The organism is uncultured Corynebacterium sp., from assembly GCF_946998835.1.
Classification (GTDB): domain Bacteria; phylum Actinomycetota; class Actinomycetes; order Mycobacteriales; family Mycobacteriaceae; genus Corynebacterium.
The window spans coordinates 1-25,536 of the sequence record NZ_CAMQAZ010000033.1; the positions used below are offsets into that span (position 1 = coordinate 1).

Here is a 25,536-nt window from a genome sequence, read left to right on the forward strand (position 1 = left end):
CCATTCTGGTCTTCGACCTCGGTGGCGGTACCTTCGACGTCTCCCTGCTGGAGATTGGCGATGGTGTCGTTGAGGTTCGTGCAACTGCTGGTGACAACAAGCTCGGTGGCGATGACTGGGATCAGCGTATCGTCGACTGGTTGGTCGAGAAGTTCCAGTCCAGCAACGGCATTGACCTGACCAAGGACAAGATGGCTCTGCAGCGTCTGCGCGAGGCTGCTGAGAAGGCCAAGATTGAGCTGTCCTCCTCGCAGCAGGCATCCATCAACCTGCCGTACATCACCGTCGACTCTGACAAGAACCCGCTGTTCCTGGACGAAACCCTGTCTCGTACTGAGTTCCAGCGCATCACCTCCGATCTGCTTGACCGCACCCGTAAGCCGTTCCAGCAGGTCATTGCTGACGCCGATGTTCCGGTTTCCGATATTGACCACGTTGTGCTGGTCGGTGGTTCCACCCGTATGCCGGCAGTTTCTGAACTGGTCAAGGAACTGACCGGTGGCCGTGAGCCGAACAAGGGCGTTAACCCGGACGAGGTCGTCGCAGTTGGTGCTGCTCTGCAGGCTGGCGTGCTGCGCGGCGAGGTCAAGGACGTGCTGCTGCTCGACGTTACCCCGCTGTCTCTGGGTATTGAGACCAAGGGTGGTGTCATGACCAAGCTGATTGAGCGCAATACCACTATCCCGACCAAGCGTTCGGAGACCTTCACCACCGCTGAGGACAATCAGCCGAGTGTTCAGATCCAGGTCTTCCAGGGTGAGCGCGAGATGGCCGCAGCCAACAAGCTGCTGGGCTCCTTCGAGCTGGGCGGTATTGCTCCAGCACCGCGTGGCGTCCCGCAGATTGAGGTCACCTTCGACATCGACGCCAACGGCATTGTCCACGTCACTGCTAAGGACAAGGGCACTGGTAAGGAAAACACGATCACCATCCAGGACGGCTCCGGCCTCTCCAAGGAGGAGATCGACCAGATGATTAAGGACGCTGAGAAGCACGCTGACGAGGACAAGAAGCGCCGCGAGGAGCAGGAAGTCCGCAACTCGGCTGAGTCGATGGCTTACCAGACCCGCAAGTTCGCCTCCGAGAACGAGGACAAGGTCTCCCAGGACATCCGCGACCGCGTTGAAGAGGCCGCCAAGGAAGTTGACGAGGCTCTGAAGGGCTCCGACATTGAGGCCATCAAGTCGGCCGTCGAGAAGCTGTCCACCGAGAGCCAGGAGATGGGTAAGGCCATCTACGAGGCTCAGGCAGCTGAGGGTGCAACCGCAGCCGAGGGTGCTGAGGCCGCAGACGCTGACGACAACGTCGTGGACGCTGAGGTCGTCGACGAGGACGAGAAGGACAAGTAAGAATGGCTGACCAGGATCAGGGAAACCAGCCCACCCCGGAGGAGCCGGCCAACCTGGCCGATCAGGTCAACGAGGTCTTCGAACAGGCCAAGCTTGACGACGAGGCGGAGTCGGCGACCGACAATGTCGCCGGAGACACCGCTGCGGAGGAAGCCGCAGACCCGGTGGCAGCTGTCCAGCGCGAACTGGATGAGCGCACGGAGGATTTGCAGCGCCTGTCTGCAGAGTTCACGAACTACCGTCGTCGAGTTGACCGAGACCGTGAGGCCGAGCGCGTACAGGCAAAGGCAAAGCTAGCTGGAGAACTACTGGTTTTGGCTGACGACCTCGACCGCGCTGAGGAGCACGGCGACTTGGCAGACGGCACCCCGTTGAAGGCCTTCGCGGACAAGTTCCGCGGTGTGCTGACCGCACAGGGCGTTGAGGAATTTGGTGTTGCAGGTGAGGAGTTCAACCCGGACATTCACGAGGCTGTCCAGGACCTCTCCGAAGGGGATGACAAGGTTCTAGCCAATGTGCTGCGCAAGGGCTACCGCATTAATGACCGAATCATCCGTACGGCGATGGTAATCATCGGCGATCCGCAGTAGCGGAGACACAAGTGACGCAGATTTCTTTGAATTAGTTTTTCTGAAAGGAGGAGATGCACCATGACTCAACGGGAATGGGCAGATAAGGACTATTACGCTGACTTGGGCGTCTCTAAGTCTGCGTCACTCGACGAGATTAAAAAGGCCTACCGCAAGCTGGCCCGGGAGAACCACCCGGATAAAAACCCGGGTAACAAGGCCGCCGAGGATAAATTCAAGCGAATCTCCGAGGCATACTCGGTGGTTGGTGACGAGGACAAGCGCCGTGAATACGACGAGTTGCGTGCAGCTCTCGCAGGCGGTTTCCGATTCCCCGGTACCGGTGGCCCCGGTGGCCCCGGTGGCCCCGGTGGCCGTGGCTTCGACTTCGATGTGTCGGATCTCTTTGGTGGAGGTACCGGGTTCGGAGGCAATGCGGGTGGCGCAGGTGGCCTAGGTGATTTCCTGGGTGGCTTCGTAAACCGCAATGGCGCCGGTGCCGGAGCCGGTGGTGCTGGACGGCAGAAGGCCCGCCGCGGTGCGGACGTAGAGACCGAAATTACGCTTGATTTCCGCGAGGCCGCCCAAGGTGCCACGATTCCGCTGCAGCTCACCAACCCGTCGCCATGCACGAACTGCAACGGTTCGGGTGCTGCGCCTGGAACCTCGCCGGTGACCTGTACTACGTGTAATGGTTCGGGATTCGTCAAGGAGCAAAAGGGCGCTTTCGGTTTCTCCAGCCCGTGTTCGGACTGTGGTGCCCAGGGCACTCGCATCGAAAATCCCTGTACGCAATGTAACGGCACAGGTGTGACCACCCGCCGTCGTACCATCACCGTCCGCGTCCCTGCGGGTGTGGTTGACGGTCAGAAGGTGCGCCTGGCTGGGCAGGGTGAAGCGGGACTTCGAGGACGCCCGGCCGGTGATCTCTTTGTCACCGTCCACGTGCGCCCGGATGAAGTATTCACTCGCAGCGGCAATGACCTCGAGGTCACGGTGCCGGTGAGCTTCGGGGAGCTCGCACTCGGCGGCACCATCACCGTGCCGACGCTGGGCGACAAAATCCGCGTGCGTGTCCCCGCCGGTACGGCCGATGGTCGAACCCTGCGTGTGCGTGGTCGAGGCATCCCGAAGCGCAATGGCACCCCGGGGGACCTGCTGGTGACCGTGCGTGTAAAGGTTCCGACCAACCTGGATGACAATGCCACCTCGGCATTGCGCTCCTACGTTGAGGCGGAACGGGCCAGCGGATTCAATCCCCGCGAGGGTTGGGCAGGTGCGAAGTAATGGCTGACAACGCTGAGGTCTATGTCATATCCGTCGCCGCAAACCTCGCCGGCATGCACGCGCAGACGCTGCGTAATTACGACCGACTTGGGTTGGTAACTCCGCAGCGGACCTCTGGCGGAGGGCGGCGCTACACCAAACGTGATGTGGCGCTGTTGCGCGAGATTCAGCGCCTGAGTCAGGAAGATGGTGTCAACTTGGCTGGCATTAAGGCCATCATCGACCTGACTGAACGAGTGGACTCACTCGAGCAGGAGAACGCTGAACTGCGAGAGCAGCTCTACCAGGCAAAGTCACAGGCTCGTCGTTCGCGCGGCGAACTAGTCCACGTCCCACGTTCCACAGCAGTGGTGATGTGGGAGCCGCGCACACGACGCAGGCACAGAGACAACCGCGGTGGGAAAGGATAGCTCCGTCAGCTCGTTTTTCTGAGCCATCGGTTGGTTTCGCGAGTGAAGACTTCGTCGTCAAAGTAATGCTCGATGTGAGGGTTCCCTCTGACATGCCGGTACTTTTCGGGGATATCCCGCACCGGCGTGGACATGAATTCGGCCAAGTCTCGCCTGGACAGGCCGCGCTCGCTCAGATCGAGTGTGTAAGCACCAAAGTCTTTATCCGCTGGGTTTTTGCCATGGACCCCGAGTTCGGCAGGAATGCGAATGGGGTCTACAGGAGAAGTAGCCACCGCCACACGGTGGCTATTTTCATATTCGGGCCGAGCCATGCCGTCCGGCTTGAGTAGCTTCATGTCGCGTGCCCGCTCCACGCCAGGGCCGGTACCTGGTGGAGCTATGAGCAGAACCCGATCTGCATAGAGGCCACTGCCAAGGGATGCCTGCGATACCACCGTCGCACCGTAGCTATAACCGGCGACAATGTGTCGCTGAGTAAGTGGCTGATCCGCGGTGCTGCTTGGACTGCCCAGGGGGCCCGGAATCGAAGGGATGCCATGGGAGGTTGAGGTACTGGCAATTGCGGTGTCACCGCTATCGATACCGCCCGCTCGTTCAATCAAACCGGCCTGCAAGTGCTGCAACCGTTCTGCGGCGAGATTGTGATACTCGGTACGCATGGCTTCATGAAGGTTCGGGGGCGCATCATAGGAAAACAACACCACTGCCACGTCTTTCGGATTCTCGCTGCTGGCGCGGAAAGTCGCGGCGACGCGCTCAAACTGCCTGCTAGCGTCTTCCGCTGCAGAACTCGTGCCCGGGACAAGAGTTATCACAGTCGATGCTCGCTCGACATCGCCGAAAGCGATTGCAGAATGCCCAGGTGAGGATTCCAAGAGTTGACCAGGAGGAAGACCCAAAGCGCGGGCGTGAGCGGACATGGCTGCGTTGATTTCCGATAATGGACGGCTCGAGTATGCTCCGGCGGTCTCACCCTCGTCTTTCAAGCCGGAGCCGCCAAACCCATCCATCACCAGTGGCGTAAGAGCGGAGATCGCATCTGCCGCCTTCTCATCGAGGCGGTTGAGCTCGGCCAAGGCCAACTGAATCCGATGCTGCGAGGTTGCGCACCATTCCGCCATGGTGAAAGGTACGGCAGGAATTTTGGGCTGAGCGAGACTGCGCGCAATCGTCGAGAGCATACCCTCAGACGGAGTTACCGCGCCAGAGATCAGGTTGACCTGAAACCCCAGGTTGGTCGCCTGAGTTACGGCGTCGGTGAGTTCGCGGATGACGTCGTTAAGCATGGCGGCGGTGCCGCTGCAGCAATCGGCGAGGCGTTCAAGCGCGACGCTACTCCGGCGCAGACGTGTGGAACTGCGGGTGACAGAGCCCTCGGCGGCGATGCGGTTATCGCCGGCGAAGTCGTCCTCCGAAACCGAGTCGAGTGTGCCCCGGGAATTGTCGGCGGAATCGGCGAGGGCGCGCGCCCCAGAACGTAACACGCCGGCGAGATTATCCAACGGATTCACGCGCCACAGCAGCGCCTCGCCTACCGTGACCATGACAGCCTCTCCAGCGCGCGGGACTGGTCGTGCTCGTGTGTGAGAGTGCTGGCCGCAAGTGCATCGGCGGCTTGTGCAATAACGTCGATATTCGTGCACGCGGCAAGCAATGATTCCGACCACTTCGCACAGGTAGTGGCGGCGGCGGGAGCGATGCGCGAGTTGGGCAGAGCGGAGCTGAGACCGGTGCTGTTCGGAGCAGCTGCCACGATGGTGGAAATTCCATCAACGCGACTGGAAATCTGCTGGTAAGAGCGACTGAGGGCGGATAGCTGTTCAGGATTGACTGTGATGTGTTCGGCCATGTTTTTGATTCTGCGGAGAAGCGGAAGCTAGCGGAAGGACCTCTTTTGGTAACTGTGGATAACTTTGGTTGTCAGCAACGCTTGGCAATGCGCTGTGGATAACTGTGAGGCAGTCGATCCGCGGGAGCCGGTAGCATTTAGGCATGCGTATTGCACTGGCTCAGTTGGAATTGTCAGCATCGGTTGAAGAAAATCTGGACGCGGTGAAGTCGACTATCGTACGGGCGGCGCAGGACAACGCCGACCTGGTGATCTTCCCCGAGGCCACGATGAAGGCGTTTAATACTGGCCGCCTTGACGTGGTGGCGGAGTCCAGCAGCGATAAGTTCGTAGCGGAAGTCTCGCAGGCCGCTCACGATGCCGGAATCAGCGTGGTGCTCGGTATGTTCCGTCCAGCAGATCAAGTGGAGCGAGACGGCAAGACGATGCACCGCGTTTTCAACTCGCTGCTTCTGGCCTGGCGTGATGAGGACGGTCCCGGTGTCGAGTTCTACGACAAAATCCACCTCTTCGACGCCTTCGGGTTCCGCGAATCCGACACCGTCGCGCCGGGCAACGCGCACGTGGTCTGTGACGTCCCGCTTGCCGACGGCTCGTCGGTCGCCCTCGGTCTTGCGACATGCTTTGACATCCGGTTTCCGGAACAATTCATTCAGCTGGCCAACTTGGGTGCCGAGGTTATCGCGCTGCCTGCATCGTGGAATGACGGTCCGGGCAAGGTGACGCAGTGGCAGACCCTGGTTTCGGCACGTGCCTTGGACAGCACTTGCGTAATCGCGGCCGTTGATGCGGCGCGGCCTGGTGGGGCTAAGGCCGCGGGTAAGGATGAGGGGCCTACCGGTGCGGGGCACTCTATGTTGGTCAATGCTGACGGTGGGGTTATTGCTTCGGCGGGCTACGGTCCGCAGCTACTCGTGGCTGATGTGGATGTGGCGGAGGTAGAGCGGATTCGCCGTTCGATCCCGGTGTTGGAGATTCGCGACCAGGGCTAGCTGCTAGGAACGGCGAGTGCCCGGGCGAGGGACCCGCACGAGAGACGTGGGGGAGCGAAGTGCACGGCATTTTAGCCCACAGTTCTACCGATTCGGGCGAAGTCCTTTATATTGCTAATCATGCTGCTCCACATCCTCTGGGTCATTGGAATTACGGCCGAAGGCGTCACCGGCGCGCTGGCGGCTGGTCGAATGCGCATGGATCTCTTTGGAGTCTCAACAATTGCGTGCATGACTGCTATCGGCGGTGGCACCCTGCGCGATGTCATTCTCGGCCACTACCCGCTGGTGTGGGTCGCAAGTCCGCAATATTTGCTGGTTATCGTCGGCGCGGCGCTTATTACTGTGCTGTTGGCGGACTTCCTGATGAAGCACTTTCGCGTGGTGTTTCTGGTTGCCGATGCGATTGGTCTGTCGGCCTTTTCCATCATCGGTGCGCGTGTGGCCATGGAGATGGGGCACGGCGTCATTATTGCAATTGTGGGCGCAGTTCTCACCGGCGCATTTGGCGGTGTGCTCCGTGACCTGATGTGCGACCGCGTCCCGCTGGTGTTCCAAAAGGAGCTCTACGCGTCCATCGCGGTCGTCGCGGCGACGCTTTACTACGTGCTCGACATGGTTGGCCTGCATGAGAGCATCAACATCATCTGCGCTGTGCTGTCCGCGCTGTTTATTCGACTAGCGGCAATTTGGCGCGGCTGGTCGCTGCCGGTATTCGATTACCAGGGACGCGATTAAAAAATTCCCGCACCAAGAAAAACCCGGTGCGGGAATTTTTAGTTGTGCTAGTGGCTACCTAGAGGCGCACACGAGCGCAACTGCAAAGGCGTGGACGATTAGGAAATCGAAGCCTCGTAGATGCCCTTGACGGAGTCAGCCATGGTTGCGTTGAACTCCTCGTCGGACTGCTGAGCGGACAGGCCCTCAGACAGCGCACGGGAGAAGGAAGCAATCATGCCGTGGTTGCGGGACAGGCGCTCGTTGGCGTCCTCGCGCTCGTAGCCACCGGATAGGGCGACAACGCGCATGACCTTCGGGTGGTCAATCAGCGGCTTGTACAGGTCATCCTTGGTCGGGATGGAGACCTTGATCATGACCTTCTGGTCATCAGCCAGGTCATCCAGGCCAGCGAGCAGCTCGCGCAGGACGATGTCCTCAGCCTCTGCCTTGTCAGCAGCGTTGATGTCGACCTCCGGCTCCAGAATCGGAACCAGACCGTGGGACAGAACCTGCTTGCCGAACTCGAACTGCTGAGCAATGTTGGCCTTGATGCCCTCTTCGTTTGCCTCAGCAATGAAGGAACGCATCTTGGTACCGAAAATGCCCTTAGCGACAGCGCGCTCCAGCAGCTCATCCAGACCCGGGCACGGCTTCATAAGCTGAACGCCGTTTTCCTTGTCGGCCAGACCCTTGTCAGTCTTCAGGAACGGGACGATGCCCTTCTTCTCCCACAGGAACTGGGCGGTCGGGATTCCCTCAATGTCGCGATCCATGGTCTGCTCGAAGAGAATCGCACCAATAATCTGCTCGGAGTTGAAGGACGGGGAAGTGATGATGCGGGTACGCATCTGGTGAACCAGGTCGAACATTTCATCTTCGTTCGAGTACTGATCCTCGTTGATGCCGTACAGGCGCAGAGCCTTCGGGGTGGATCCACCGGACTGGTCGAGAGCGGCGATGAAGCCCTTGCCCTCAGTCATCTGACGTGCCTGCTCGATGTTCATTCGAGTCCTTTCGTGAGAATGAAGGAATGTCACCTACTAGGGTAACCAAAACGGTATGAACGCGCTGCCCGCCCATCACTCACATGGGGGAACGTGAATCTAGTGCAAGTGTGCCGAGGCAGCATATGTGTCATGAATCACACTGGAAGTATGTAAAAATCTAAGTTGAGTGGAACAGACTCAAGTCTGAATGCGTTATGGGTAGTGAATAACAAAGTTGAGTCAAAGGGGCGCAAGTTATGAGTTTCACACCAACAACTAAGACTGGAGAAGTTCTCCAGGGAGCTATGAAGGCTGCTACCAGCGCAGGCAACCCGGATATCCGGCCTGGGCACATTCTGGTAGCGCTGCTGGAGCAAAAGGAGGGCATTGCGGCTCCGCTGCTTGAGGCGGCGGGTGTTAATCCCTCTGGAGTATTGACCCGCGCTAAGGATCTGGTCGCTGGGTATCCGTCGGCAAGCGGGGCGAATATGGCGAACCCGCAGTTTAATAGGGATGCCGTTAATGCACTGAACGCTGCCGAGGAGTTGGCGGGCGAGCTTGGAGACGAGTATGTCTCCACGGAAATTCTGCTTATCGGTGTGGCGACCGGCCAGTCGGAGGCGGCAACTGTGCTGCAGTCGGCGGGCGCTACTGCCGAGGCATTAAAGGGCGCGCTGACTAGCGTGCGAGGATCGAGGAAGGTTACAACGGAAAATCCAGAAGAGCAGTACCAGGCTCTGGAAAAATATGCGACGGACTTAACCGCGCGGGCACGTGAGGGCAAGATTGACCCTGTTATCGGCCGCGATGCGGAGATTCGTCGCGTGGTACAGGTTTTGAGTCGTCGTACCAAGAACAATCCTGTGCTCATTGGTGAGCCGGGCGTTGGTAAGACGGCCATTGTAGAGGGGCTCGCGCGCCGAATTGTTGCAGGTGACGTGCCGGAATCCCTGAAGGGCAAGACTCTGATGAGCCTGGATTTGGGCTCCATGGTCGCCGGTGCAAAGTACCGCGGTGAGTTCGAGGAGCGCCTGAAGGCGGTCCTGGATGAGATCAAGGAATCCGACGGTCAGATCATTACCTTCATCGACGAGATTCACACCATCGTTGGCGCTGGTGCCACGGGTGATGGCTCGATGGATGCGGGCAACATGATTAAGCCGATGCTGGCTCGTGGTGAGCTGCGCCTGGTCGGTGCGACGACTCTGGATGAGTACCGCAAGTACATCGAGAAGGATGCCGCGCTGGAGCGTCGTTTCCAGCAGGTCTTCGTCGGTGAGCCGAGCGTGGAGGACGCCATTGGCATTCTGCGCGGTCTGAAAGAACGCTACGAGGTACACCACGGTGTTCGTATTCAGGACTCCGCGCTGGTGGCTGCAGCAACGCTGTCGGATCGTTACATCACCTCCCGCTTCCTGCCGGATAAGGCCATTGACCTGGTGGATGAGGCCGCATCGCGTCTGCGTATGGAGATTGACTCCTCGCCGGAGGAAATCGACTCCGCGGAACGCATCGTGCGCCGCCTCGAAATCGAGGAAATGGCTCTGGAGAAGGAAACCGACATCGCGTCGAAGGAACGCCTGGACAAGCTCCGTGAGGAACTTGCCGATGAGCGCGAGAAGCTCAACGCTCTGAAGACCCGCTGGCAGAACGAGAAGTCCTCGATTGATGACGTCCGCTCTGTCCGCGAAGAGCTCGATGCCCTGCGCACTGAGTCGGAAAAGGCTGAACGCGAAGGTGACTACGGGCGCGTCGCAGAGCTGCGGTACGGGCGCATCCCGGAGCTGGAGAAGAAGCTGGAGGCCGCCGAGGAATCGGTCGCTGACGCAGAGGAAAACTCCATGCTGAAGGAGGAGGTCACTCCTCAGGAAGTTGCTGAGGTTGTCTCCGCCTGGACGGGTATCCCGGCTGGCAAGATGATGCAGGGCGAGACCGAGAAGCTGCTGGAAATGGAGTTCAACCTCGGCCGTCGCGTTGTTGGTCAGAATGCCGCTGTGGAGGCTGTCTCCGATGCTGTCCGCCGCTCGCGTGCTGGTGTTGCCGATCCGAATCGTCCGACTGGTTCCTTCCTGTTCCTCGGCCCAACTGGTGTTGGTAAAACGGAGCTGGCCAAGGCGCTGGCGGAGTTCCTCTTCGACGATGAGCGCGCAATGGTCCGCATCGACATGTCTGAGTACGGAGAGAAGCACTCTGTCGCTCGTCTAATTGGTGCCCCTCCCGGATACGTCGGCTACGACGCTGGCGGTCAGCTTACCGAGGCCGTTCGTCGCCGTCCGTACACCGTCGTGCTTTTCGACGAGGTGGAGAAGGCTCACCCGGACGTGTTCGATGTGCTCCTGCAGGTGCTTGATGAAGGCCGCCTGACCGATGGCCAGGGCCGAACCGTGGACTTCCGAAACACGATTCTGATTCTGACTTCCAACCTCGGTGCTGGTGGCACGCATGAGCAGATTATGGATGCAGTGAAGGCGGCTTTCAAGCCGGAGTTCATCAACCGTCTCGACGATGTCGTGATTTTCGATCCGCTGACCTCCGAGCAGCTGCGCGGCATTGTGGACATTCAGGTCCGCAACCTGGCAGAGCGCTTGGCTGCACGTCGTCTGGTGCTGGATGTCTCCGATGGGGCGCTGGATTGGCTGTCGGAGCGCGGCTACGACCCGGCATACGGTGCCCGTCCGCTGCGTCGCCTGGTGCAGAAGGCAATCGGTGACGAGCTGGCACGTCGACTGCTTGCCGGTGACGTCCGCGATGGAGACCGCGTAGAGGTTACTGTTGCTGACGATGGTGAGTCGCTGAAAATCGTCGGCTACGGAGAGGATGGCGCTGCCCGGGTTTAAGGGGTAGTGCCTGCCGAGTCGGTACCTGCCCTGGTGGCTGTCCGTTTATAGGGGCGATTTGGGAGAGTTCTCTCCTGAGTCGCCCCTCTGTTATGTGTTTTATGTGTTTTCTTGCCAGGATTGTGTGGTTTCTGCCCGTCTGTGTGGGCTTGTCGTATTCCGGTCGATTCTGGGCATGGCGGTATAGTGCGCACATATGACTAACTTTCAGTGGCGACCAGCGACAGACTCCGACCGACCCTTCATTGCCTGGATGGACGAACTAACGGAGACGTTCGGGGATGAAAGTCAGCCACTGCCTTCCGATTACGTAGTCACGAGGCGTCAATACGTTGATCAGTGGGACTCGCGTGAGGGCGGGGTTATTCTTTACGCCACTTCGCTTGACGACGCAGACATCGAATCTCTCAGCGGAGATATGACTCGGACAGACCCGTTTGAACCCCGAGTATCTCGTGAGGTTGCCTACAGTGCGGCCGCCATTAAAGCGGAGTGGTCGGGGCGCGGGGGTTCGTCGTCAAGCGAAGGGTGCGAGAGCTATGAAGTGCCGGTCGGGGCAGCGTGGCTGCGCGCGTTTACGAATGATGATCCGGGGTATGGATTCGTGGAAAACGGGATTCCGGAGGTGGCGATTGCACTGCGACCGGGTGCCGTGGGGCGCAGGCTATCGCAGCCGATGATTGCGGGGCTTCTGGAGTACGCGCGGGAGCTGGGGTATCCGGGGGTTAGTTTGGCAGTTCATGATGCCAATCCGAGGGCGGCGAAGGCCTATGTGAAAGCGGGATTTGAGCTGGTGGGGCGCTCGAGTTTCCCGGACCATGACGTGATGGTGGTGCGGTTTTAAAAATTTCGGAAAAAGATTCGAAAAATATTAAGTAGGGGGGTTGTGCGGGGTCGAATAGGTGTGCGATGATGGTGGGGACGGAAAATAGTTAGTCCATTTGGGGATTCGGATTACTAGCGTTTAAAAGGGGGGTGGGGGAAAATGTCCACACCATCGATGTCAGGTGGCAATGGGCCGCTGTCGACATCGCAGGTCTTGGATGCAGTTGCGCAGTTCGAGAAACTCTCAACAGTTATCATGGATAACTTTGAGGTGCTCGCGCCGGATCATGCGCATGATGCGTATAAGTCGATTGAGAAGGCGCGGAAGCGGCTCGCGGTGATTGATGCGATGTATGTGGAGATTATGAAAGGACGGATGCCCAGTGCTGAGCATCGAAAGGTTGCGTGGCTAGCGCAGGAGATGAGAATCTCGCGGGCGGAAGCACGACAGCGGATTAACGTGGTAGGGCGTCTGCGTAAGAATGCCGATCCGTTTGCTCCGGCACACGAAGATGTGCGAATGCCAAACCTTCGTCAGAAAGTGGAGGAAGGCGTTGTCGGGGCAGATGCTGTTGCGAAGATTGACAAGGCGGTGCGAGAGCTACCCGTAACCGAGCATGCAGAGCTATCGCGGATACTGGATAAGCACATTGCAGATCTGGTGGACAAGATTCGTGTCGACGATCTCAATCAATTGCCCAATCGCCTCCGAGCGATGCTGGGAGTTGATGACCCATATACCGATGAAGATCGTGCCCGGAAGCGAAGCTTGAAAATTGGCGCTCAGGGACCGGATGGTATGAGCAGATTGAGTGGTGTGATTACGCCCTCGTTTGCGGCGGTGCTCAAACGGTTACAGGCAGACCATGCGCGACCTGGGGGATTGCTGGAGGAAGGTGCTGAGGACCAGCGAAACCCGGAGCAACGTTTCCATGATGCAGCGGAAGCAGCTGTGAACGGAGGGTTTCAACCGGGCGGTGAGCTTCAGCCGGCGCGAGGGACAACATCGGTGGTTACCGTTGCACATATTGCAGATGTGGCAGCCTTGGCTGGAGTTTCCTTGCCCGATGAGCAGGAATTTTCCCTTCCTGGATCCGGTAAAGCGGTTTCAGACGCCGGGGTGCGAATCTCCATTAGCCAGGCCGTGCAACAGATGGTTGATAGAAACTCGTTCCTCCAAGTTTTAGGCAATGAAGGGCAAACCCTGTACTTCGGCAGGTCGCGCAGGCTCGGGACTTTGCCACAATATCTGGCCCTGCTTGGTGAGGAAGGAGGTTCTTCCGCGCCGGGCATGGGTACTCCGGCGGCCATGTGTGATGTTCACCATGTGCAGTCATGGGGATCCGGTGGTGGTACTGACCTGGATAATCTCACTTTGGTAGACCCGGGTACTCATCGGACGATTGATGATGCTCGACGCGATGAAAATTCCTGGTGGACGCTCCGGCCGGACGAGGTGCCGGAGGTACTCGGTGCTGAAATGCCGGAGGTACTCGGCGACAGTGAGCGGAAGAAGACCCGAGGGGGTGATGGGGTTGCCTTCCACGATCGGGTGGTCTGGGTGCCGCCGAAAGACAAAGCGGGAAGCCGGAAGGTGAGGTCCAACGAGGACCCCGATGCATTCGATAACCCGGGGCGCTGGTTACGTCGTAAAGCACGAGAGAAACAGACGGGGGATACGGCGGATGGAAATGGACAGACAGGACAGGACCCCGGTGGGTAGTCGAACAAGAATGGGGACCGTGAGGTCTTCGGGCTAGAGACCAATCTTTCGCTTCGTGGTCAGCTTTGCGTTGATGAAGCGGTTGAGGAAGGGGGCGCCGACGCTGGCGGCGTAGTACAGCAGCTTCGTCTGCAGGCCGACAGGGAAGTGAACCTTGGTAATCCTGCGCTGCTTGTGATTAATACAGTCGACGATTGCGTCGGCGACGTCGTCCGGCGTGATTCGAATGCCCATACGCTTGGTGCCGTCAGTACTGACGTTTTCGAGCATGGGGGAGTTGACGTAAAGCGGCCAGACCGCCTTGACGTCGATGCCGTAGGGCTCCCACTCGACCTCGAGTGCCTCAGTGATGCCGCGGACAGCGAACTTAGTGGCGGAGTAGGTGGCCATGTCTGGGGTGCCGTAAATCGCTGATGCCGAGCATAGATTGATAACTTGCCCGCGAGAGGCCTTGAGGTAGGGCAGAGCTGCGCGGCAACCGAAGTGGACACCCTTGACATTGACATCAATGAGAGCGTTGTCCTGCTCGTAGGAACCTTCCTCGAAGGAAGTGCCGTAAAGGATGCCGGCGTTGTTAATCAGCACATCCAGGCGTCCTGCCTTATCGACGAACTGCTTCAACGCTTCTTCCCACTGCTGCGGATTAGTGACATCGAGCGTGCCGACGATCGCGTTGTTGTTACTTACCGACCATTCCTGGTCTCCAGAGATGTCAAAAACTCCGACGGTGTAGCCGCGGGCAAGCAGTTTTTCCGCTGTGGCACGGCCGATTCCGCGCCCTGCGCCCGAGATGAAAACGGTCAGTTGTGCAGCAGTTTCAGACATATCCGTTTCAGACATATCCCTAGTTTAGTTGGGCTTGGCCCTGTTCGATGGAGACGCTGGCTCCGAACTCCTGGCCGCCCGTAGTCCTCCTAAAACACCTGGTTTTAATATGTTCCGTATCGCGTTACCCAGTCAATCGATTTAGAATCCGGGATTATGACAACATCCATCTCGGTACAAGAGCTCCGTGACAAGATTGCCGGCGGCGGTCGCTTCGTCGTAGTCGATGTGCGATGGTCGCGTACCAAAAAGCCATATGACAGCTACACGACGGCTCACATCCCACTGGCCGTGTTTTGTGATCCCGAGTTGGATCTGGCAGGTGTTCCCAGTCGAGAGGACGGCCGCAATCCGCTGCCGGATATCGATCGTGTGCGCGATGCTGTCCGTCGATGGGGTATTCAATCGGACCATTTGGTAATTGTCTACGATGCTGGCGATGGTCTGTTCGCCTCTCGTGCCTGGTGGATTCTGCGCTGGGCAGGACTGAAAAATGTGCGAGTGCTTGCCGGCGGACTGGCTGCCTGGGAAGCGGCTGGCAACGAAACAGCCTTCGGGCCTGGGAACCTGCCGCAGCCGGGCACGATTCCTGTAAGTGAGGGCAACATGCCCGTTGTTGATCTCGACGATGTGCGTACCTGGTCCGAGCGCGGAGTATTGGTGGATGCGCGTGAGCCCAGCCGTTTTGAGGGGCGTAGTGAACGCGTCGATTTGCAAGCAGGCCATATCCCGGGGGCCGTGAATCTGGCAGCTCGTAGTCTGCAAAATGCTGACGGTACTTTCCTCTCCGCCGAGCAGCTCCGCGAACGTTTTTCCGCTGTCGGTATCGAGGAGGGTGAGAATGTAGCCGTCTACTCCGGTTCTGGTTTGCATTCCGCGTTGTTTATCCAGGCAATGGAGGAAGCGGGGATTACTGGTGCCTCGTTGTATGTCGGTGGTTGGTCACAGTGGGCTGGCGACCCTAGCCTTCCTATTGTCCGTTTCTAGGCACGTACGGTGTAGGTCCTAGCAATGTGTGCATGAGGTTCTGGCTGCGGGGCTGCCAACCCGGGGTGGTCGTGTTTTCGGTTCTCCCCGCACCTTCTCTCTCTGGAACATCTGCACCGTGCTAGGAAGGGGCAGACGGGGGCGGAATCCTGTCGCCGGCACAGTCGCTAACCAATTAGGACTGCTTCTGGCTTAAGCTAGGAGACTAATGATTCCCCTAGTATTTTTCCTCGCAGCGATTCTCATCGTCGCCGCAGTCGCGCTGTTTGTCGTCGACCGTCGTCGTAGCAGTTCGCGTACAACTGCGGTGGCATCTCCGTCGTCGCCATCGCTTCACGACGGTCCTTCGGATCCCACCGGCGAAGCGACCGACGTGGCGGCGGAAGATGTTGTTTCTGAACAGTCGGTTTCCTCGGATTCGAGTGATTCCGAGGACGATTCCGCGACCGAGCCAGTGGAAACGACGGGGTCAGTGGAGAAGTCCGGGTCTGTGGCCAACACTGATTCCGGAGTGGCTTTCCACAACGGGGCGGAGCCATTTCCCGAGCCAACCGACTCCGTAGAACCCGAAACTTTCGAGGATGAATACGACGCGGATGCTGACTTCGCGAATTCCGATGTTGCGTCAGATGCGGCAGATTCAGCGGGTGCTGCTGACACCCTTAGCTCTGAAGCCGATGACGTTGCCCATGCCGCCAGTGTTACCACTGCTACCTCTGCTGCCACTACTGCGACTGCTACCACTGCCACGGACTCAGCCAACGTCGAATCCGATGCCGCAGTAGAAAACACAAACATCGATTCTGCCGGTACCGCGGACACGAGAGAAGACACTGCAGAATTTCCCGTTGCTGCTAACGACATCATCGCTGCAGCTAGCACCACACCGGAGGCCACCCCAGAGACTGCCCCGGAGGGCACCCCAGAGACTGATGCAGAGAAGGACACGGGGACTGAGAGGTCCGCATCGCAAGAGACCTACTCAGGTGCTGAGCAGCAAGCCACGGGGGCGCCGCAGCTATCCGAGTCCACTGTGCCCGACGGTCCTGCGCAACCATTCCAGCCAAACCGCATGAAGTCGCCGCGACCAGTTGCCCCTGTCCGTCGGCGTCTCAGCGGTCGTCGAGTTCGTCAGCTGCGGAAAGCCTGGGCTCAGGAACACAATGCCACCTATAGTCGTGTGGATCATGAGCTGCCGTCGTATTGGCAGCGCACTCCAGACGGCGACGCTCGGGCTGTGGTTTCCGGTTTCGCTTTTGGTCGCGAAATGCACATTGCTGACGTTGGCGGCATTACTACCATCGCCATCCGTCGCTCGGTCTCAAGTGATGAAGTCTTCGAGCTCCGCCGCGGTGGCGGCTCTGCACTACCGCATGTCGCTACCGAAGCCGGGTTGGCGGTCGCAGCTACTAATCCGGAACTGATTCACCGCATCTTCGATGATCGCGCCACTCGCATGCTTATCGACGTGCACCCTGCTATCGCCCGGATGTGGTCAGAAAACTCCTGGTCCTTGGCTCAGCTCATAGATAATTCGGTGCCAGAGGACTGGGACGGTGCCCTGAAGTCGTTGTCGGCCTTCTCCGATATTGCACGTAGGTTACCGCCTGTGGAGGGTGAAACTGTCGCTCCCGACGCTGAGCAGTGGGACCCCACTCGTTTGCAGCTCACAGAGCACTTTTCCGACTCCGGTTCATTGGTTTCGGACGGAAGCGGACGAGGTCATTTGCAAGCGGTGCCGAATCCGCGTCGCAAGGATACCGCTAGTGCCGACTCCCAGCGCGCCGACTCCCAAAGCTCCGGGTCTCAGAACTCCGATTCAGGAGACCGCAACGTGGAGAACCGTCAGGGAGCGGAGCCGCTGGACGTCGAGGAAATTGGCTACGCAGAGGCCTCTTCCTCGTCCGCTGCCACTGGAGACACGGCATCGGATGATTCGCAGTGGTCGTCGCAAAGCAATGAGAATTCCACGGTCGTGCAGGCAATTGACGGTTCGTCGTGGCGCCCTGTGCGTGACACCCCGCTTGATCCGACGACGCTGCCCTCGCGTTCGATGGCGCGGAAGATGGGAGCAAACGTCGGTGATTCAGAGGACATCGGGGATGTGGATCGGCAGATTCCTGCGCTCGGTGAGGACCCTGAGCATAGTCAGGTGCGCTCGAGCCAGGGACGTGTGGTGCGGTCGAATGTGAAGCCGTCCAGTATCTTTTCCGATGCTGCCCCAGATGCTCGCACCGGCGAGGAGTCGACCGGCACCGAACCCGAGACAACCGCGCCCGAGCACAAGGATCCAACCCCGGATTCCTCGGACGAGTAGCTCCAGACATATCCTTGAGCACACAGTCGTTTTTTTAGGAGACAACCTCAGATGAGCACCCCCACGAGCAATGTCAATCAGGAAAAACTGCAGCGTTTGGCCGAGCTGGTCAAGGAGCTGGCGGTTGTCCATGGCAAGGTCACGTTGTCGTCTGGACGCGAGGCCGACTACTACGTTGATTTGCGTCGCGCCACCTTGCACCATGAGGCATCCCGCCTGATTGGGGCGCTGTTGCGTGAGCTCACCGTTGACTGGGATTACGCACACGTCGGTGGACTGACGCTCGGCGCCGATCCGGTGGCGACGTCCATCATGCATGCCGAGGGACGTCCGATTGATGCCTTCGTGGTGCGTAAGGAAGCCAAGAAGCATGGCATGCAGCGTCGCGTCGAGGGCCCGGACATTGTGGGCAAGAAGGTCCTGGTCGTTGAGGACACCACCACTACCGGCAATTCGCCGCTGACTGCGGTGGCTGCTCTGCGCGAGGCTGGCGCTGAGGTCGTGGGCGTCGCCACTGTGGTCGACCGCGCGACTGGTGCCGACGAGGTTATCAAGGCTGAAGGCCTGGAGTACCGCTACCTGCTCGGCCTGGATGATTTGGGTCTGGCTTAAGACGCTGACCTAAAAGAGAAAAGAGCTGACCCCGCACACAGCTCGCCCCATACAGCTCGCCCCCAAGCTCACGCAGCCCCACGAAAGAGGAGCATACCCATGGCCACTAAGCGTGCAGGACTCTTGTCCAAGCTCACAACGACTAAGCTGCCCGGCACCAAGGAAACCGCCGCTGATATGTTCATTCGCCGCACAGGCGAAGGACTGGGCGCACTCGTCGGTATCGCCAGCGCGAGCGCCGACACCCGTCATTCCCCAGAGCGTGCCGGCTACATCGCCGTCAGCGCCGTCAACGTTGTCTCCAGCGCTTTCGGCTGGGAGACGCCACGGCGAGTCTCCAAGACTGTTCTCATGCCGCTGTTGGCAGCTAATGTTTGGCGCCGGCGCCACGAGACGTCTCGCTTTACGACGACCACTTTGCTCATCGGCCTCGCTGGTGGTTGGTTGGGCGACTTGATTCTCATGCCGAACAAGCCGAACTTGAACCGCGGGTCCGTTCCGTTCGCCGTCAACCAGGTTGCTTACCACGTGCTGCTGTGGCGCGCCGGCGCTCGCATTAGCGCGCTGCGTGCTGCCATCCGTTTCCCGCTGTGGGCTGGTTCGGTGCCGCTGGTGGGTGCTGTAAAGCCAGAGGCGCTGCCCGCTGCGGTTGGCTATGGTCCGCTGTTGGCCGTGACCTCCGCGCTGGCCGATGATCCGGCGCTTCTGGAGGGCGCCGGTGTCCTCAGCGCAGATGAGCAGACCGGACTGCCGATTGCCGATGCCGCCTACGGCCTGGGCCATGGTGGCAACCTGTTCCTTATCTCCGATGCGCTATTGATGGCGCGAAAGATGTTCGCGGAGGAGGGTGTCGTCGGCAAGCTTTTGAATGCGGCAGTGATGGACACCTACACCGTGGCACAGTTGTTCCTGGTCGAGGGGTTGTTGGCTCTTGACCGCGCCTGAGCCGGGGAAGGGGCCGACGGAGTGGTTTGAGGCCCGTGTGGGAGTGGGGCCGTGGGAGCAGGAGCACCCGAATGAGCCCCGGCCGACCGGCCCTGAGTATGACCAGCAGCTGCTGGATGAAGGCGACCGGCGCAATGTCGTCGACGCCTATCGCTATTGGACGATGGAGGCCATCGTCGCGGAGCTGGATAAGCGCCGCCACCCGCTGCACATTGCGATTGAGAATTTCGAGAACGACTCCAACATCGGCACTGTGGTGCGCACCGCCAATGCCTTCCTGGTGGAGGCCGTGCACATTGTGGGGCGCAAGCGTTGGAATCGTCGTGGCGCGATGGTGACTGACCGCTACCAGCACCTGCTGCACCATGAGACGGTGTCGGATGTCATCAGCTGGGCGCGCGAGCACGACTTGGCCGTGGTGGCTGTGGACAATGTGCCGGGTTCGGTGCCCATCGAAAGCGTTGAGTTGCCCGAGCGCTGTCTTTTGCTCTTTGGCCAGGAGGGCCCGGGTGTGACTGAAGAAGCGCAGCAGGCGGCGGATTTGACGGTGTCGATTGCTCAATTTGGTTCTACGCGTTCGATAAACGCGGGGGTAGCTGCGGGTATTGCCATGCACTCGTGGATTCGTACTCATGCAGATATCGCCACAGCCTGGTAAGTGTCTGCTTGTGGGGTTAGTTCGAAAGGCTGTTTCAAAGCCGTTTGTTCAAAGCTGTTTTAAGGAGAGCCAGTGGTTCTAAAAATGTCGCGTCCGGAGGCCGAAACGTGGGCCTATCGTGCGGACGTGGCTGAGCAGGCTATTCGCAACCGCCATGCGGCGAGGCTCTGGGGAATCCCGGGCACGAATTTGGCAATGGCCTCCTGGCCAGCGCCGCTGCGACACAAGGTCTTCGTCAACTGGCATTACTGGTGGCAGGCCCAGTACCTCGACTGCCTGGTGGATGCGGTCAAACGTGTGCCTTCCAAGGAGAAGTACCGCGCTATTCGTCAGACCATACTGGGTATTCGTCTTCGCAATCTCACGCTGCTGACCAAGAACAAGTACTACGATGATCGCGCGTGGATGGCGCTGGCGCTCGGGCGTGCCGACGCTGCCCTCGGTGCCTCGGTGCCCAAGAAGACGACGGCACGGTTGATTTCTTGCCTGGCGGATGGTCGGCAGGAGTCCACAGGTGTGTTGCCGTGGCGTGAGCAGGACCTCTTTTTCAACATTCCCTCCAACGGTCCAGCAGCGATTGCATTGGCTCGAGCCGGCCGCATCAAGGAGGCGGAGGAACTTATTGACTGGGTCTACGCCAATCTCCTGGCGGACTCTGGGCTGCTCTACGATGGTGTTCGCCTGTCCATGACCGGCGCGGTGGTGCAGAAGGGCATGTTCACCTACAACCAGGGCGTGATGATTGGCGCCTGCCTTGAAGTGGGGCTTGCACTCCGGGCACACGGTCAACGTGAACAGGCGACGAAGTATTTCACGCGCGTGCAAAATCTCATTCATGCAGTGGCGAAGGATTTGGCGACCACCGACAACGTCATTGCCGGCGCCGGTGGGGGCGATGGTGGACTGTTCAACGGCATCCTCGTGCGCTACCTCGCTGATGCGGCGGTGCGTTTGCCTGCCGACGATCGCATGAATCGCGCGGCGGCCCGCATTGCGCGCCGACTGGTTCTGGCTTCGGGGGAGAAGTGCTGGTATCACCGCCTCGAGGTCGATGGTTTGCCGTTATTCCCTGCTGATTGGAACGATAACGCGCAGTTCCCGCAGGGTGGCTCTGTGGCCCATTCCGTCGGTGGTGCGGTGCGCGGTTCAGCTATTAAGGAGCGGGACTTCTCTGTGCAGCTGTCGGGCTGGATGCTGATGGAGGCTTGTGCTCGGGTGGCTGATTTTGTTGCGACCAAGCTGGAAAACGGGCAATCACTGGATTCTCCGAGGCCGAGCTGTCCTGAATAAGCGACGGACGGTAGGGAAGTCGTGCGGTAGGTGGTTGCTGTCGGGCCCCTGCCATGGCCATGTCATGCCTGGCACAATAGGACGCATGAAATTCAATGACATGATGGCTCCTGCTCCCGTGAAGCTCCCAGCCCTCGACGCGGCCGTCGCCGCCCGCAACGACGGTGCCGGCCCCGAGGATGTGGTCCGCGCATGCCCGCGTGATTCCCAGGCATGGGCTGACTTGGCCGAAAGCGCTTTGGATGAAGGCCAGGAGATTCAGGCCTACGCTTTCGCTCGCACCGGCTACCACCGTGGCCTGGACCTGTTGCGTGGCAACGGCTGGAAGGGGTTTGGTGCCATTCCGTGGGAGCATGAGCCGAATCGGGGTGTGCTCCGGGCCTTCGCAGCGTTGGCTAAGGCTGCGAAGGCTATCGGCGAGGATGACGAATTCGATCGCATGATGGCGCTCCTGCGTGACAGTGATGAATCCGCGCTGCCAGAATTGGATCTTTAAGCGCATAACAAACGCATAATCTTTCGCATGAGGATGGTGACTTCGGCATGGATGGCATAATTGGCGGAGCTGGTGGGGAAGGCCGGGATGCCGCAGCTGCCAGGGGCCTAGAGGACACTGATCCCTCGCACCTCGACGACCTCGTTGAGGCGAAAGAAACTCAATTCGTCGAAGATAATCCGCGCCCGGACTTCCAGGATTTCCGTCAGACTTACCTGCATCCGGCATCCCGCGCGGCAAATAAGTTGCGTCAGAAAGTGCGGCCGCGCACGCGTTTTCTCCATGCGGTTGACCGTGTGCGCACCCGCTGGATGCTCATTGTCCAGGCCACGTTAGCCGCCGGTGTGGCCTATTGGTTCGCGCTTGAGGTACTGGGGCACCCCAACCCGTTTTTCGCGCCGATGGCTGCATTCATCAGCCTCAATGTGATGACCGCCGGGCCCCGACTGAAGCACTCTGTGGAGTTGGTGCTCGGTGCCTCGTTGGGCGTTGGCATTGGTGATGTGATTATCTCCATCCTCGGCTCGGGCATCTGGCAGCTGACTGTCGGTGTGTTCGTCGCCATGGTCATCGGTGTATTTGTCGGCCGTGGCCCGCTCGTGGTGAACCAAGCAGCATCCTCGGCTGTGCTCATCGCCACCATCATTCCGCCGGGCACAGCCGGTTCCTACTACCGAATGATCGATGCTCTCGTCGGCGGTGTGGTCGGCATTATCGTGCTCATTGTGTTGCCGCGAAGTCCGCTGGCGGGTGCGCGCCGCAAGGTGGCCAAGGTGCTCGACATGGGAGCGGACGTACTTTACGACATCGGCATCGGCATGAAAGAGGGCGACACCGACCGCATCCGTACTGCTCTGAGTGTGGTGCGCTCCATGCAGGCTCAGGTCTCACTTATGGACCGCACCGTTGCTGATGCCGACGAGCAGGTCCGCATATCGCCGTTGCTCTGGCGCTCACGAGATCGGATCCACTCGCTGTCGCGCATGGTCCATCCGGTCGACAACGCGATGCGCAATATCCGTGTGCTCGCGCGTCGCGCTATCACCGCCCGCGAGGATCACATCGACTTCTCGCCCGAGCTGTGCGAGCTTGTTCTCGGGGTGTCTGAAGGTACGCGCCTGGTTAGTCATTTGCTTGACGACGAAGCCTCCGTGCGCAGAATCCCAGAGTGGGGCGAGTTGCCCTTTGAGCCCGGCGACATCGCTATCGCTCAGCTGTCGGAGGAGTCCGGGGAGGTCAAGCTTGAGGATGTGGTTCGGTACTTGCGTCGTTTAGCGGCGAAATTGCATCCGCGTGTGGTGGAGGACGCAACGCTGTCAGAACAAGTTGTGTTTGCGCAGTGCCGCTCATTGGTGGTGGATTTGCTGCAGGTTTGTGGTCTGTCCAGGCGTTCGGCTGTGGCGACGCTGCCGCCGACAACGCCGTTCCCGGCAATGCCGCCGGAGGTATGGGACGAGTAGCTGTGTTGAGTAGTAGGCGAGCAGGGCCCTGCCCGCCGCCGGTCTGCGTCGCAGGTCGCAAAACGGCTACTGCGGAGTGTCCTACTGCGGCGTGTTTTACTGCGGCACGCGCTTAACCTCGACACCACCGAAAGCGACGAAGCCGCGCACAACGATCTTTGGAGCCTGTCCAGCGCCCGTAGCAGGAAGATTGCGCCCTCGGGTACCAGTGACTTCCGTGCCGCCAAAGATGGGCAGCACATCGACGTCAACCAGGTAGTGGTCGGGGACAATGATTTCAACCCCGCCAAAGGCGCAGCCAATATTGACGACAGTGGTTTCCGAGGTCAGGATAGCTTCGCGGAAGTCCAGCTCAGTCCCGCCAAAAGTTGCCACCGTAGTGTGCGTGGGAGCGCACGTCCATGGGCCTCTCTTGTCGGTGCCGCCGAAGATGCCGATGGAGAGCTTGGAACCAGATGCCGCGGCGGAGTTATTAATCTGAGCGGGCTGGTGGCTGTGGGCCGTATTTTGTGCCATTGCATGGTACTCGCCGGGGAAGCTGGGCGGGTTCGGGTGCGGGTTCGGGTGCGGGTTCGTACGTGAAGTCGGCTCTGCTAAGTTCGCCGGCAGCGACAAGTCTTGAGTCAGCACCGGCAGCTCATCCATGTACGTCGCCTTCTGCGCTTTCTCCGTACGCTCCTGCAGTTCCGCAAAGTCAATCTGCCCGTCGCGGAATGCCCATTCCAGGCGCTCCAGTGCAGTGTGGCGGGCTTGGTCGCCAGCGCGTAGACGTGGGGTGTTGTCAGTCATAATGCTGTCCTATCGAGCCAGTGGCGGGCAGTACCTTTAATACCTCAAATGTTAACTGCACTCGATCTGTAGCGCAGGCGACCAGTGGACAGAGTAACTCCCGGAGCAGAAACTTTCACAGGGAAACTTTCATGCAAATCGACTGGCTCTGTTACCGCGTCTGTGTCAGCGCACGATCTGCAGATCGCGCAGGTGTCGGTATAGCGTCGTTTTCTCTCGCGGCTTCCGCGACTCCACGCCGTCGCGCACGTATCGGAAGCCCAGTCCGCCGACTTGTACAGCCCGCCCCGTCATTGGCGGGTGTAGCTCGCGGGCCGGGGCTTCCTTCGCTTTTCGACGGCCACCGCGACCCAAACTCAGTCGGCTCAACAGGCCCTTAGATTCTTTATCTGTGTCATCTCTGGCACCGCTGTCGCTACCTTCTGCCTGGGGCGCCGGAACTTCGGCCGCTACGATGCCCGGGGCATCGGGGGTGGGGCGGATCTGCACGCCTGTGGATATGCCGGAGAACATCTGATGTTCGTCGACATAGACCTCGCCAGTAAACCCATTTGCCGAGGAAACTCCAGTAATTCCTGGTTCTGTTAGCAGGACGTAACCAACAATTGCGTGCCCGGTGTCATCGCGAATCAGCGGCACTGGCACCGTCGGGCGCGTGAGTGCGGCCGCCGCATTGAGGCCCTCTCCGCCTTCGATGCCCCAGTTTTTGGCCGCAGTCGAGGGCGCGGTGGGAACGTGTGCCAGTTCAATCCAGAGCAGGTTCTTACGCATGAGATAGGTTGCCACGGCTGCCAATGCCGCGTCGATGCCAACGACCACGATTCGCAGCGGCTCGCTTGGGGTTTGCGGAGCCGGCTGCGGAGCGCCTAAGTGGTCGACCTTTTTCTGCTTGGAGATTTCCTCTGGCGTCGGCGCCGTATCGACAGGCAGAACCTCCTTGGCTAGATCGTCGATGAAGGCCAACTCCTTGCGGGTGGGGATTATCGCGACGTCGTGAAGCGCATAGGCGGGCGGTGCTGGAGTAGTTGGCGCGGATGATGCTGATGCAGGCCACGATTGGTGGAGCAATTGGGAAAACGCGGGTACATCGGGGCCACACTGCAGCACAACAATACGCATAGGACTACACTCTAATGCGTCGTCTGCAATCCCAGGAGTTGAAGTAGGACTATGGCCGCAATCATTATCGTCGGTGCCCAGTGGGGCGACGAGGGCAAGGGCAAGGCAACCGATATTCTCGGTGGCCGCGTTGACTACGTCGTCAAGCCCAACGGTGGCAACAACGCTGGCCACACCGTTGTCGTCGGCGGTGAGAAGTACGAGCTGAAGCTGCTTCCGGCGGGTGTGCTGTCGGAAAACGCCGTGCCGATCATCGGTAACGGCTGTGTGGTTAATCTCGAGGCGCTTTTCGACGAGATTGATGGTCTCGAGGCTCGCGGTGCAAAGGCATCTCGCCTGCGCGTTTCCGGCAACGCCCACATGGTTGCTCCGTACCACCAGACGCTGGACCGCGTGACCGAGCGTTTCCTGGGCAAGCGCGCCATCGGTACCACTGGCCGCGGTATCGGCCCGACCTACGCCGACAAGGTCGGCCGTACGGGCTTGCG

Annotated in this window: 24 protein-coding genes; 18 read left to right on the forward strand and 6 right to left on the reverse strand. The window is 59.6% G+C overall.

Annotation, left to right across the window (positions count from 1 at the left end):
- The 4 genes from dnaK to Q0U90_RS10020 all read left to right on the forward strand — a co-directional run.
- On the forward strand, positions 1 to 1,349 hold a 1,349-nt coding region (gene dnaK / locus Q0U90_RS10005; protein ID WP_297454470.1), incomplete at its 5' end, for a molecular chaperone DnaK.
- 2 nt (positions 1,350 to 1,351) lie between these two features.
- Entirely contained in the window at positions 1,352 to 1,939 is a 588-nt protein-coding gene (gene grpE, locus Q0U90_RS10010) for a nucleotide exchange factor GrpE (protein WP_297454474.1), read from the forward strand.
- A 60-nt stretch (positions 1,940 to 1,999) separates the two neighbouring features.
- Positions 2,000 to 3,205 carry a molecular chaperone DnaJ gene (gene dnaJ / locus Q0U90_RS10015; RefSeq protein WP_297454477.1) on the forward strand — a complete coding sequence of 402 codons (1,206 nt, stop codon included), beginning with the start codon at positions 2,000 to 2,002 and terminating at the stop codon, positions 3,203 to 3,205.
- Positions 3,205 to 3,615, forward strand: coding sequence for a helix-turn-helix transcriptional regulator (locus tag Q0U90_RS10020; protein ID WP_297454479.1), 411 nt, complete (start codon positions 3,205 to 3,207; stop codon positions 3,613 to 3,615). The genes dnaJ and Q0U90_RS10020 overlap by 1 nt, the downstream gene beginning before the upstream one ends.
- 5 nt (positions 3,616 to 3,620) lie before the next feature.
- Here the strand turns inward: Q0U90_RS10020 and Q0U90_RS10025 are convergent, their stop codons facing one another.
- The gene (locus Q0U90_RS10025) at positions 3,621 to 5,162 is read right to left on the reverse strand and encodes an alpha/beta hydrolase (protein ID WP_297454482.1); all 1,542 of its coding nucleotides are present in this window, start codon (positions 5,160 to 5,162) and stop codon (positions 3,621 to 3,623) included.
- A complete protein-coding gene (locus tag Q0U90_RS10030; protein WP_297454485.1) occupies positions 5,150 to 5,467 on the reverse strand; it encodes a hypothetical protein in 318 nt (105 codons plus the stop codon). The genes Q0U90_RS10025 and Q0U90_RS10030 overlap by 13 nt, the downstream gene beginning before the upstream one ends.
- A gap of 143 nt (positions 5,468 to 5,610) precedes the next feature.
- Here Q0U90_RS10030 and Q0U90_RS10035 point away from each other — a divergent pair, with 143 nt between their 5' ends.
- On the forward strand, positions 5,611 to 6,459 hold the full coding sequence (locus Q0U90_RS10035; protein WP_297454488.1) for a nitrilase-related carbon-nitrogen hydrolase: 849 nt from the start codon (positions 5,611 to 5,613) through the stop codon (positions 6,457 to 6,459).
- Between the two features lie 120 nt (positions 6,460 to 6,579).
- On the forward strand, positions 6,580 to 7,197 hold the full coding sequence (locus Q0U90_RS10040) for a trimeric intracellular cation channel family protein (RefSeq protein WP_297454491.1): 618 nt from the start codon (positions 6,580 to 6,582) through the stop codon (positions 7,195 to 7,197).
- A 98-nt stretch (positions 7,198 to 7,295) separates the two neighbouring features.
- On the opposite strand, the gene Q0U90_RS10045 is transcribed toward Q0U90_RS10040, so the two are convergent.
- Positions 7,296 to 8,183 carry a fructose bisphosphate aldolase gene (locus Q0U90_RS10045; RefSeq protein ID WP_297454494.1) on the reverse strand — a complete coding sequence of 296 codons (888 nt, stop codon included), beginning with the start codon at positions 8,181 to 8,183 and terminating at the stop codon, positions 7,296 to 7,298.
- Between the two features lie 239 nt (positions 8,184 to 8,422).
- On the opposite strand from Q0U90_RS10045, the gene clpB reads away from it, so the two are divergent.
- The 3 genes from clpB to Q0U90_RS10060 all read left to right on the forward strand — a co-directional run bounded on the left by clpB (position 8,423) and on the right by Q0U90_RS10060 (position 13,550).
- The gene (gene clpB, locus Q0U90_RS10050) at positions 8,423 to 11,002 is read left to right on the forward strand and encodes an ATP-dependent chaperone ClpB (RefSeq protein ID WP_297454498.1); all 2,580 of its coding nucleotides are present in this window, start codon (positions 8,423 to 8,425) and stop codon (positions 11,000 to 11,002) included.
- Positions 11,003 to 11,198: 196 nt separating this feature from the next.
- Positions 11,199 to 11,846, forward strand: coding sequence for a GNAT family N-acetyltransferase (locus tag Q0U90_RS10055; protein WP_297454501.1), 648 nt, complete (start codon positions 11,199 to 11,201; stop codon positions 11,844 to 11,846).
- A gap of 141 nt (positions 11,847 to 11,987) precedes the next feature.
- Positions 11,988 to 13,550 carry an HNH endonuclease signature motif containing protein gene (locus Q0U90_RS10060; RefSeq protein ID WP_297454504.1) on the forward strand — a complete coding sequence of 521 codons (1,563 nt, stop codon included), beginning with the start codon at positions 11,988 to 11,990 and terminating at the stop codon, positions 13,548 to 13,550.
- Between the two features lie 33 nt (positions 13,551 to 13,583).
- Here Q0U90_RS10060 and Q0U90_RS10065 read toward each other — a convergent pair whose 3' ends face one another.
- Positions 13,584 to 14,390: an SDR family oxidoreductase gene (locus tag Q0U90_RS10065; RefSeq protein ID WP_297454507.1), complete on the reverse strand. Its 807-nt coding sequence runs from the start codon at positions 14,388 to 14,390 to the stop codon at positions 13,584 to 13,586.
- A 141-nt stretch (positions 14,391 to 14,531) separates the two neighbouring features.
- Here Q0U90_RS10065 and Q0U90_RS10070 point away from each other — a divergent pair, with 141 nt between their 5' ends.
- The 8 genes from Q0U90_RS10070 to Q0U90_RS10105 all read left to right on the forward strand — a co-directional run bounded on the left by Q0U90_RS10070 (position 14,532) and on the right by Q0U90_RS10105 (position 23,140).
- On the forward strand, positions 14,532 to 15,362 hold the full coding sequence (locus Q0U90_RS10070; protein ID WP_297454510.1) for a sulfurtransferase: 831 nt from the start codon (positions 14,532 to 14,534) through the stop codon (positions 15,360 to 15,362).
- A gap of 208 nt (positions 15,363 to 15,570) precedes the next feature.
- Entirely contained in the window at positions 15,571 to 17,679 is a 2,109-nt protein-coding gene (locus Q0U90_RS10075) for a hypothetical protein (RefSeq protein ID WP_297454512.1), read from the forward strand.
- A gap of 51 nt (positions 17,680 to 17,730) precedes the next feature.
- Positions 17,731 to 18,291, forward strand: a complete 561-nt coding sequence (gene pyrE, locus Q0U90_RS10080; RefSeq protein ID WP_297454515.1) for an orotate phosphoribosyltransferase — start codon at positions 17,731 to 17,733, stop codon at positions 18,289 to 18,291.
- Between the two features lie 99 nt (positions 18,292 to 18,390).
- Positions 18,391 to 19,236, forward strand: coding sequence for a lysoplasmalogenase (locus Q0U90_RS10085; protein ID WP_297454518.1), 846 nt, complete (start codon positions 18,391 to 18,393; stop codon positions 19,234 to 19,236).
- Positions 19,223 to 19,894 (forward strand): RNA methyltransferase, encoded by a 672-nt coding sequence (locus tag Q0U90_RS10090; protein WP_297454521.1) that lies wholly within the window; start codon positions 19,223 to 19,225, stop codon positions 19,892 to 19,894. The genes Q0U90_RS10085 and Q0U90_RS10090 overlap by 14 nt, the downstream gene beginning before the upstream one ends.
- 72 nt (positions 19,895 to 19,966) lie before the next feature.
- Positions 19,967 to 21,184, forward strand: a complete 1,218-nt coding sequence (locus Q0U90_RS10095; protein WP_297454523.1) for a glycoside hydrolase family 76 protein — start codon at positions 19,967 to 19,969, stop codon at positions 21,182 to 21,184.
- Between the two features lie 85 nt (positions 21,185 to 21,269).
- Positions 21,270 to 21,680, forward strand: a complete 411-nt coding sequence (locus tag Q0U90_RS10100; protein ID WP_297454526.1) for a DUF3151 domain-containing protein — start codon at positions 21,270 to 21,272, stop codon at positions 21,678 to 21,680.
- Between the two features lie 47 nt (positions 21,681 to 21,727).
- Positions 21,728 to 23,140: an FUSC family protein gene (locus Q0U90_RS10105; protein WP_297454530.1), complete on the forward strand. Its 1,413-nt coding sequence runs from the start codon at positions 21,728 to 21,730 to the stop codon at positions 23,138 to 23,140.
- A 96-nt stretch (positions 23,141 to 23,236) separates the two neighbouring features.
- Here the strand turns inward: Q0U90_RS10105 and Q0U90_RS10110 are convergent, their stop codons facing one another.
- Both Q0U90_RS10110 and Q0U90_RS10115 read right to left on the reverse strand, forming a co-directional pair.
- Positions 23,237 to 23,929: a DUF1707 domain-containing protein gene (locus Q0U90_RS10110; RefSeq protein WP_297454532.1), complete on the reverse strand. Its 693-nt coding sequence runs from the start codon at positions 23,927 to 23,929 to the stop codon at positions 23,237 to 23,239.
- A gap of 165 nt (positions 23,930 to 24,094) precedes the next feature.
- A complete protein-coding gene (locus Q0U90_RS10115) occupies positions 24,095 to 25,048 on the reverse strand; it encodes a hypothetical protein (RefSeq protein WP_297454535.1) in 954 nt (317 codons plus the stop codon).
- Positions 25,049 to 25,099: 51 nt separating this feature from the next.
- Between Q0U90_RS10115 and Q0U90_RS10120 the strand changes: the two genes are divergently transcribed.
- A partial coding sequence (locus tag Q0U90_RS10120; RefSeq protein WP_297454538.1) for an adenylosuccinate synthetase occupies positions 25,100 to 25,536 on the forward strand: 437 nt, incomplete at its 3' end.

Coding starts and splice junctions, on each gene's coding strand:
- Q0U90_RS10035 (WP_297454488.1), top strand. CDS start 5,611: ATGCGTATTGCACTGGCTCAGTTGGAATTGTCAGCATCGGTTGAAGAA.
- Q0U90_RS10030 (WP_297454485.1), bottom strand. CDS start 5,467: ATGGCCGAACACATCACAGTCAATCCTGAACAGCTATCCGCCCTCAGT.
- Q0U90_RS10045 (WP_297454494.1), bottom strand. CDS start 8,183: ATGAACATCGAGCAGGCACGTCAGATGACTGAGGGCAAGGGCTTCATC.
- Q0U90_RS10025 (WP_297454482.1), bottom strand. CDS start 5,162: ATGGTCACGGTAGGCGAGGCGCTGCTGTGGCGCGTGAATCCGTTGGAT.
- Q0U90_RS10070 (WP_297454510.1), top strand. CDS start 14,532: ATGACAACATCCATCTCGGTACAAGAGCTCCGTGACAAGATTGCCGGC.
- grpE (WP_297454474.1), top strand. CDS start 1,352: ATGGCTGACCAGGATCAGGGAAACCAGCCCACCCCGGAGGAGCCGGCC.
- Q0U90_RS10085 (WP_297454518.1), top strand. CDS start 18,391: ATGGCCACTAAGCGTGCAGGACTCTTGTCCAAGCTCACAACGACTAAG.
- pyrE (WP_297454515.1), top strand. CDS start 17,731: ATGAGCACCCCCACGAGCAATGTCAATCAGGAAAAACTGCAGCGTTTG.
- Q0U90_RS10105 (WP_297454530.1), top strand. CDS start 21,728: ATGGATGGCATAATTGGCGGAGCTGGTGGGGAAGGCCGGGATGCCGCA.
- Q0U90_RS10055 (WP_297454501.1), top strand. CDS start 11,199: ATGACTAACTTTCAGTGGCGACCAGCGACAGACTCCGACCGACCCTTC.
- Q0U90_RS10115 (WP_297454535.1), bottom strand. CDS start 25,048: ATGCGTATTGTTGTGCTGCAGTGTGGCCCCGATGTACCCGCGTTTTCC.
- Q0U90_RS10065 (WP_297454507.1), bottom strand. CDS start 14,390: ATGTCTGAAACGGATATGTCTGAAACTGCTGCACAACTGACCGTTTTC.
- Q0U90_RS10040 (WP_297454491.1), top strand. CDS start 6,580: ATGCTGCTCCACATCCTCTGGGTCATTGGAATTACGGCCGAAGGCGTC.
- Q0U90_RS10060 (WP_297454504.1), top strand. CDS start 11,988: ATGTCCACACCATCGATGTCAGGTGGCAATGGGCCGCTGTCGACATCG.
- dnaJ (WP_297454477.1), top strand. CDS start 2,000: ATGACTCAACGGGAATGGGCAGATAAGGACTATTACGCTGACTTGGGC.
- clpB (WP_297454498.1), top strand. CDS start 8,423: ATGAGTTTCACACCAACAACTAAGACTGGAGAAGTTCTCCAGGGAGCT.
- Q0U90_RS10110 (WP_297454532.1), bottom strand. CDS start 23,929: ATGACTGACAACACCCCACGTCTACGCGCTGGCGACCAAGCCCGCCAC.
- Q0U90_RS10075 (WP_297454512.1), top strand. CDS start 15,571: ATGATTCCCCTAGTATTTTTCCTCGCAGCGATTCTCATCGTCGCCGCA.
- Q0U90_RS10020 (WP_297454479.1), top strand. CDS start 3,205: ATGGCTGACAACGCTGAGGTCTATGTCATATCCGTCGCCGCAAACCTC.
- Q0U90_RS10100 (WP_297454526.1), top strand. CDS start 21,270: ATGAAATTCAATGACATGATGGCTCCTGCTCCCGTGAAGCTCCCAGCC.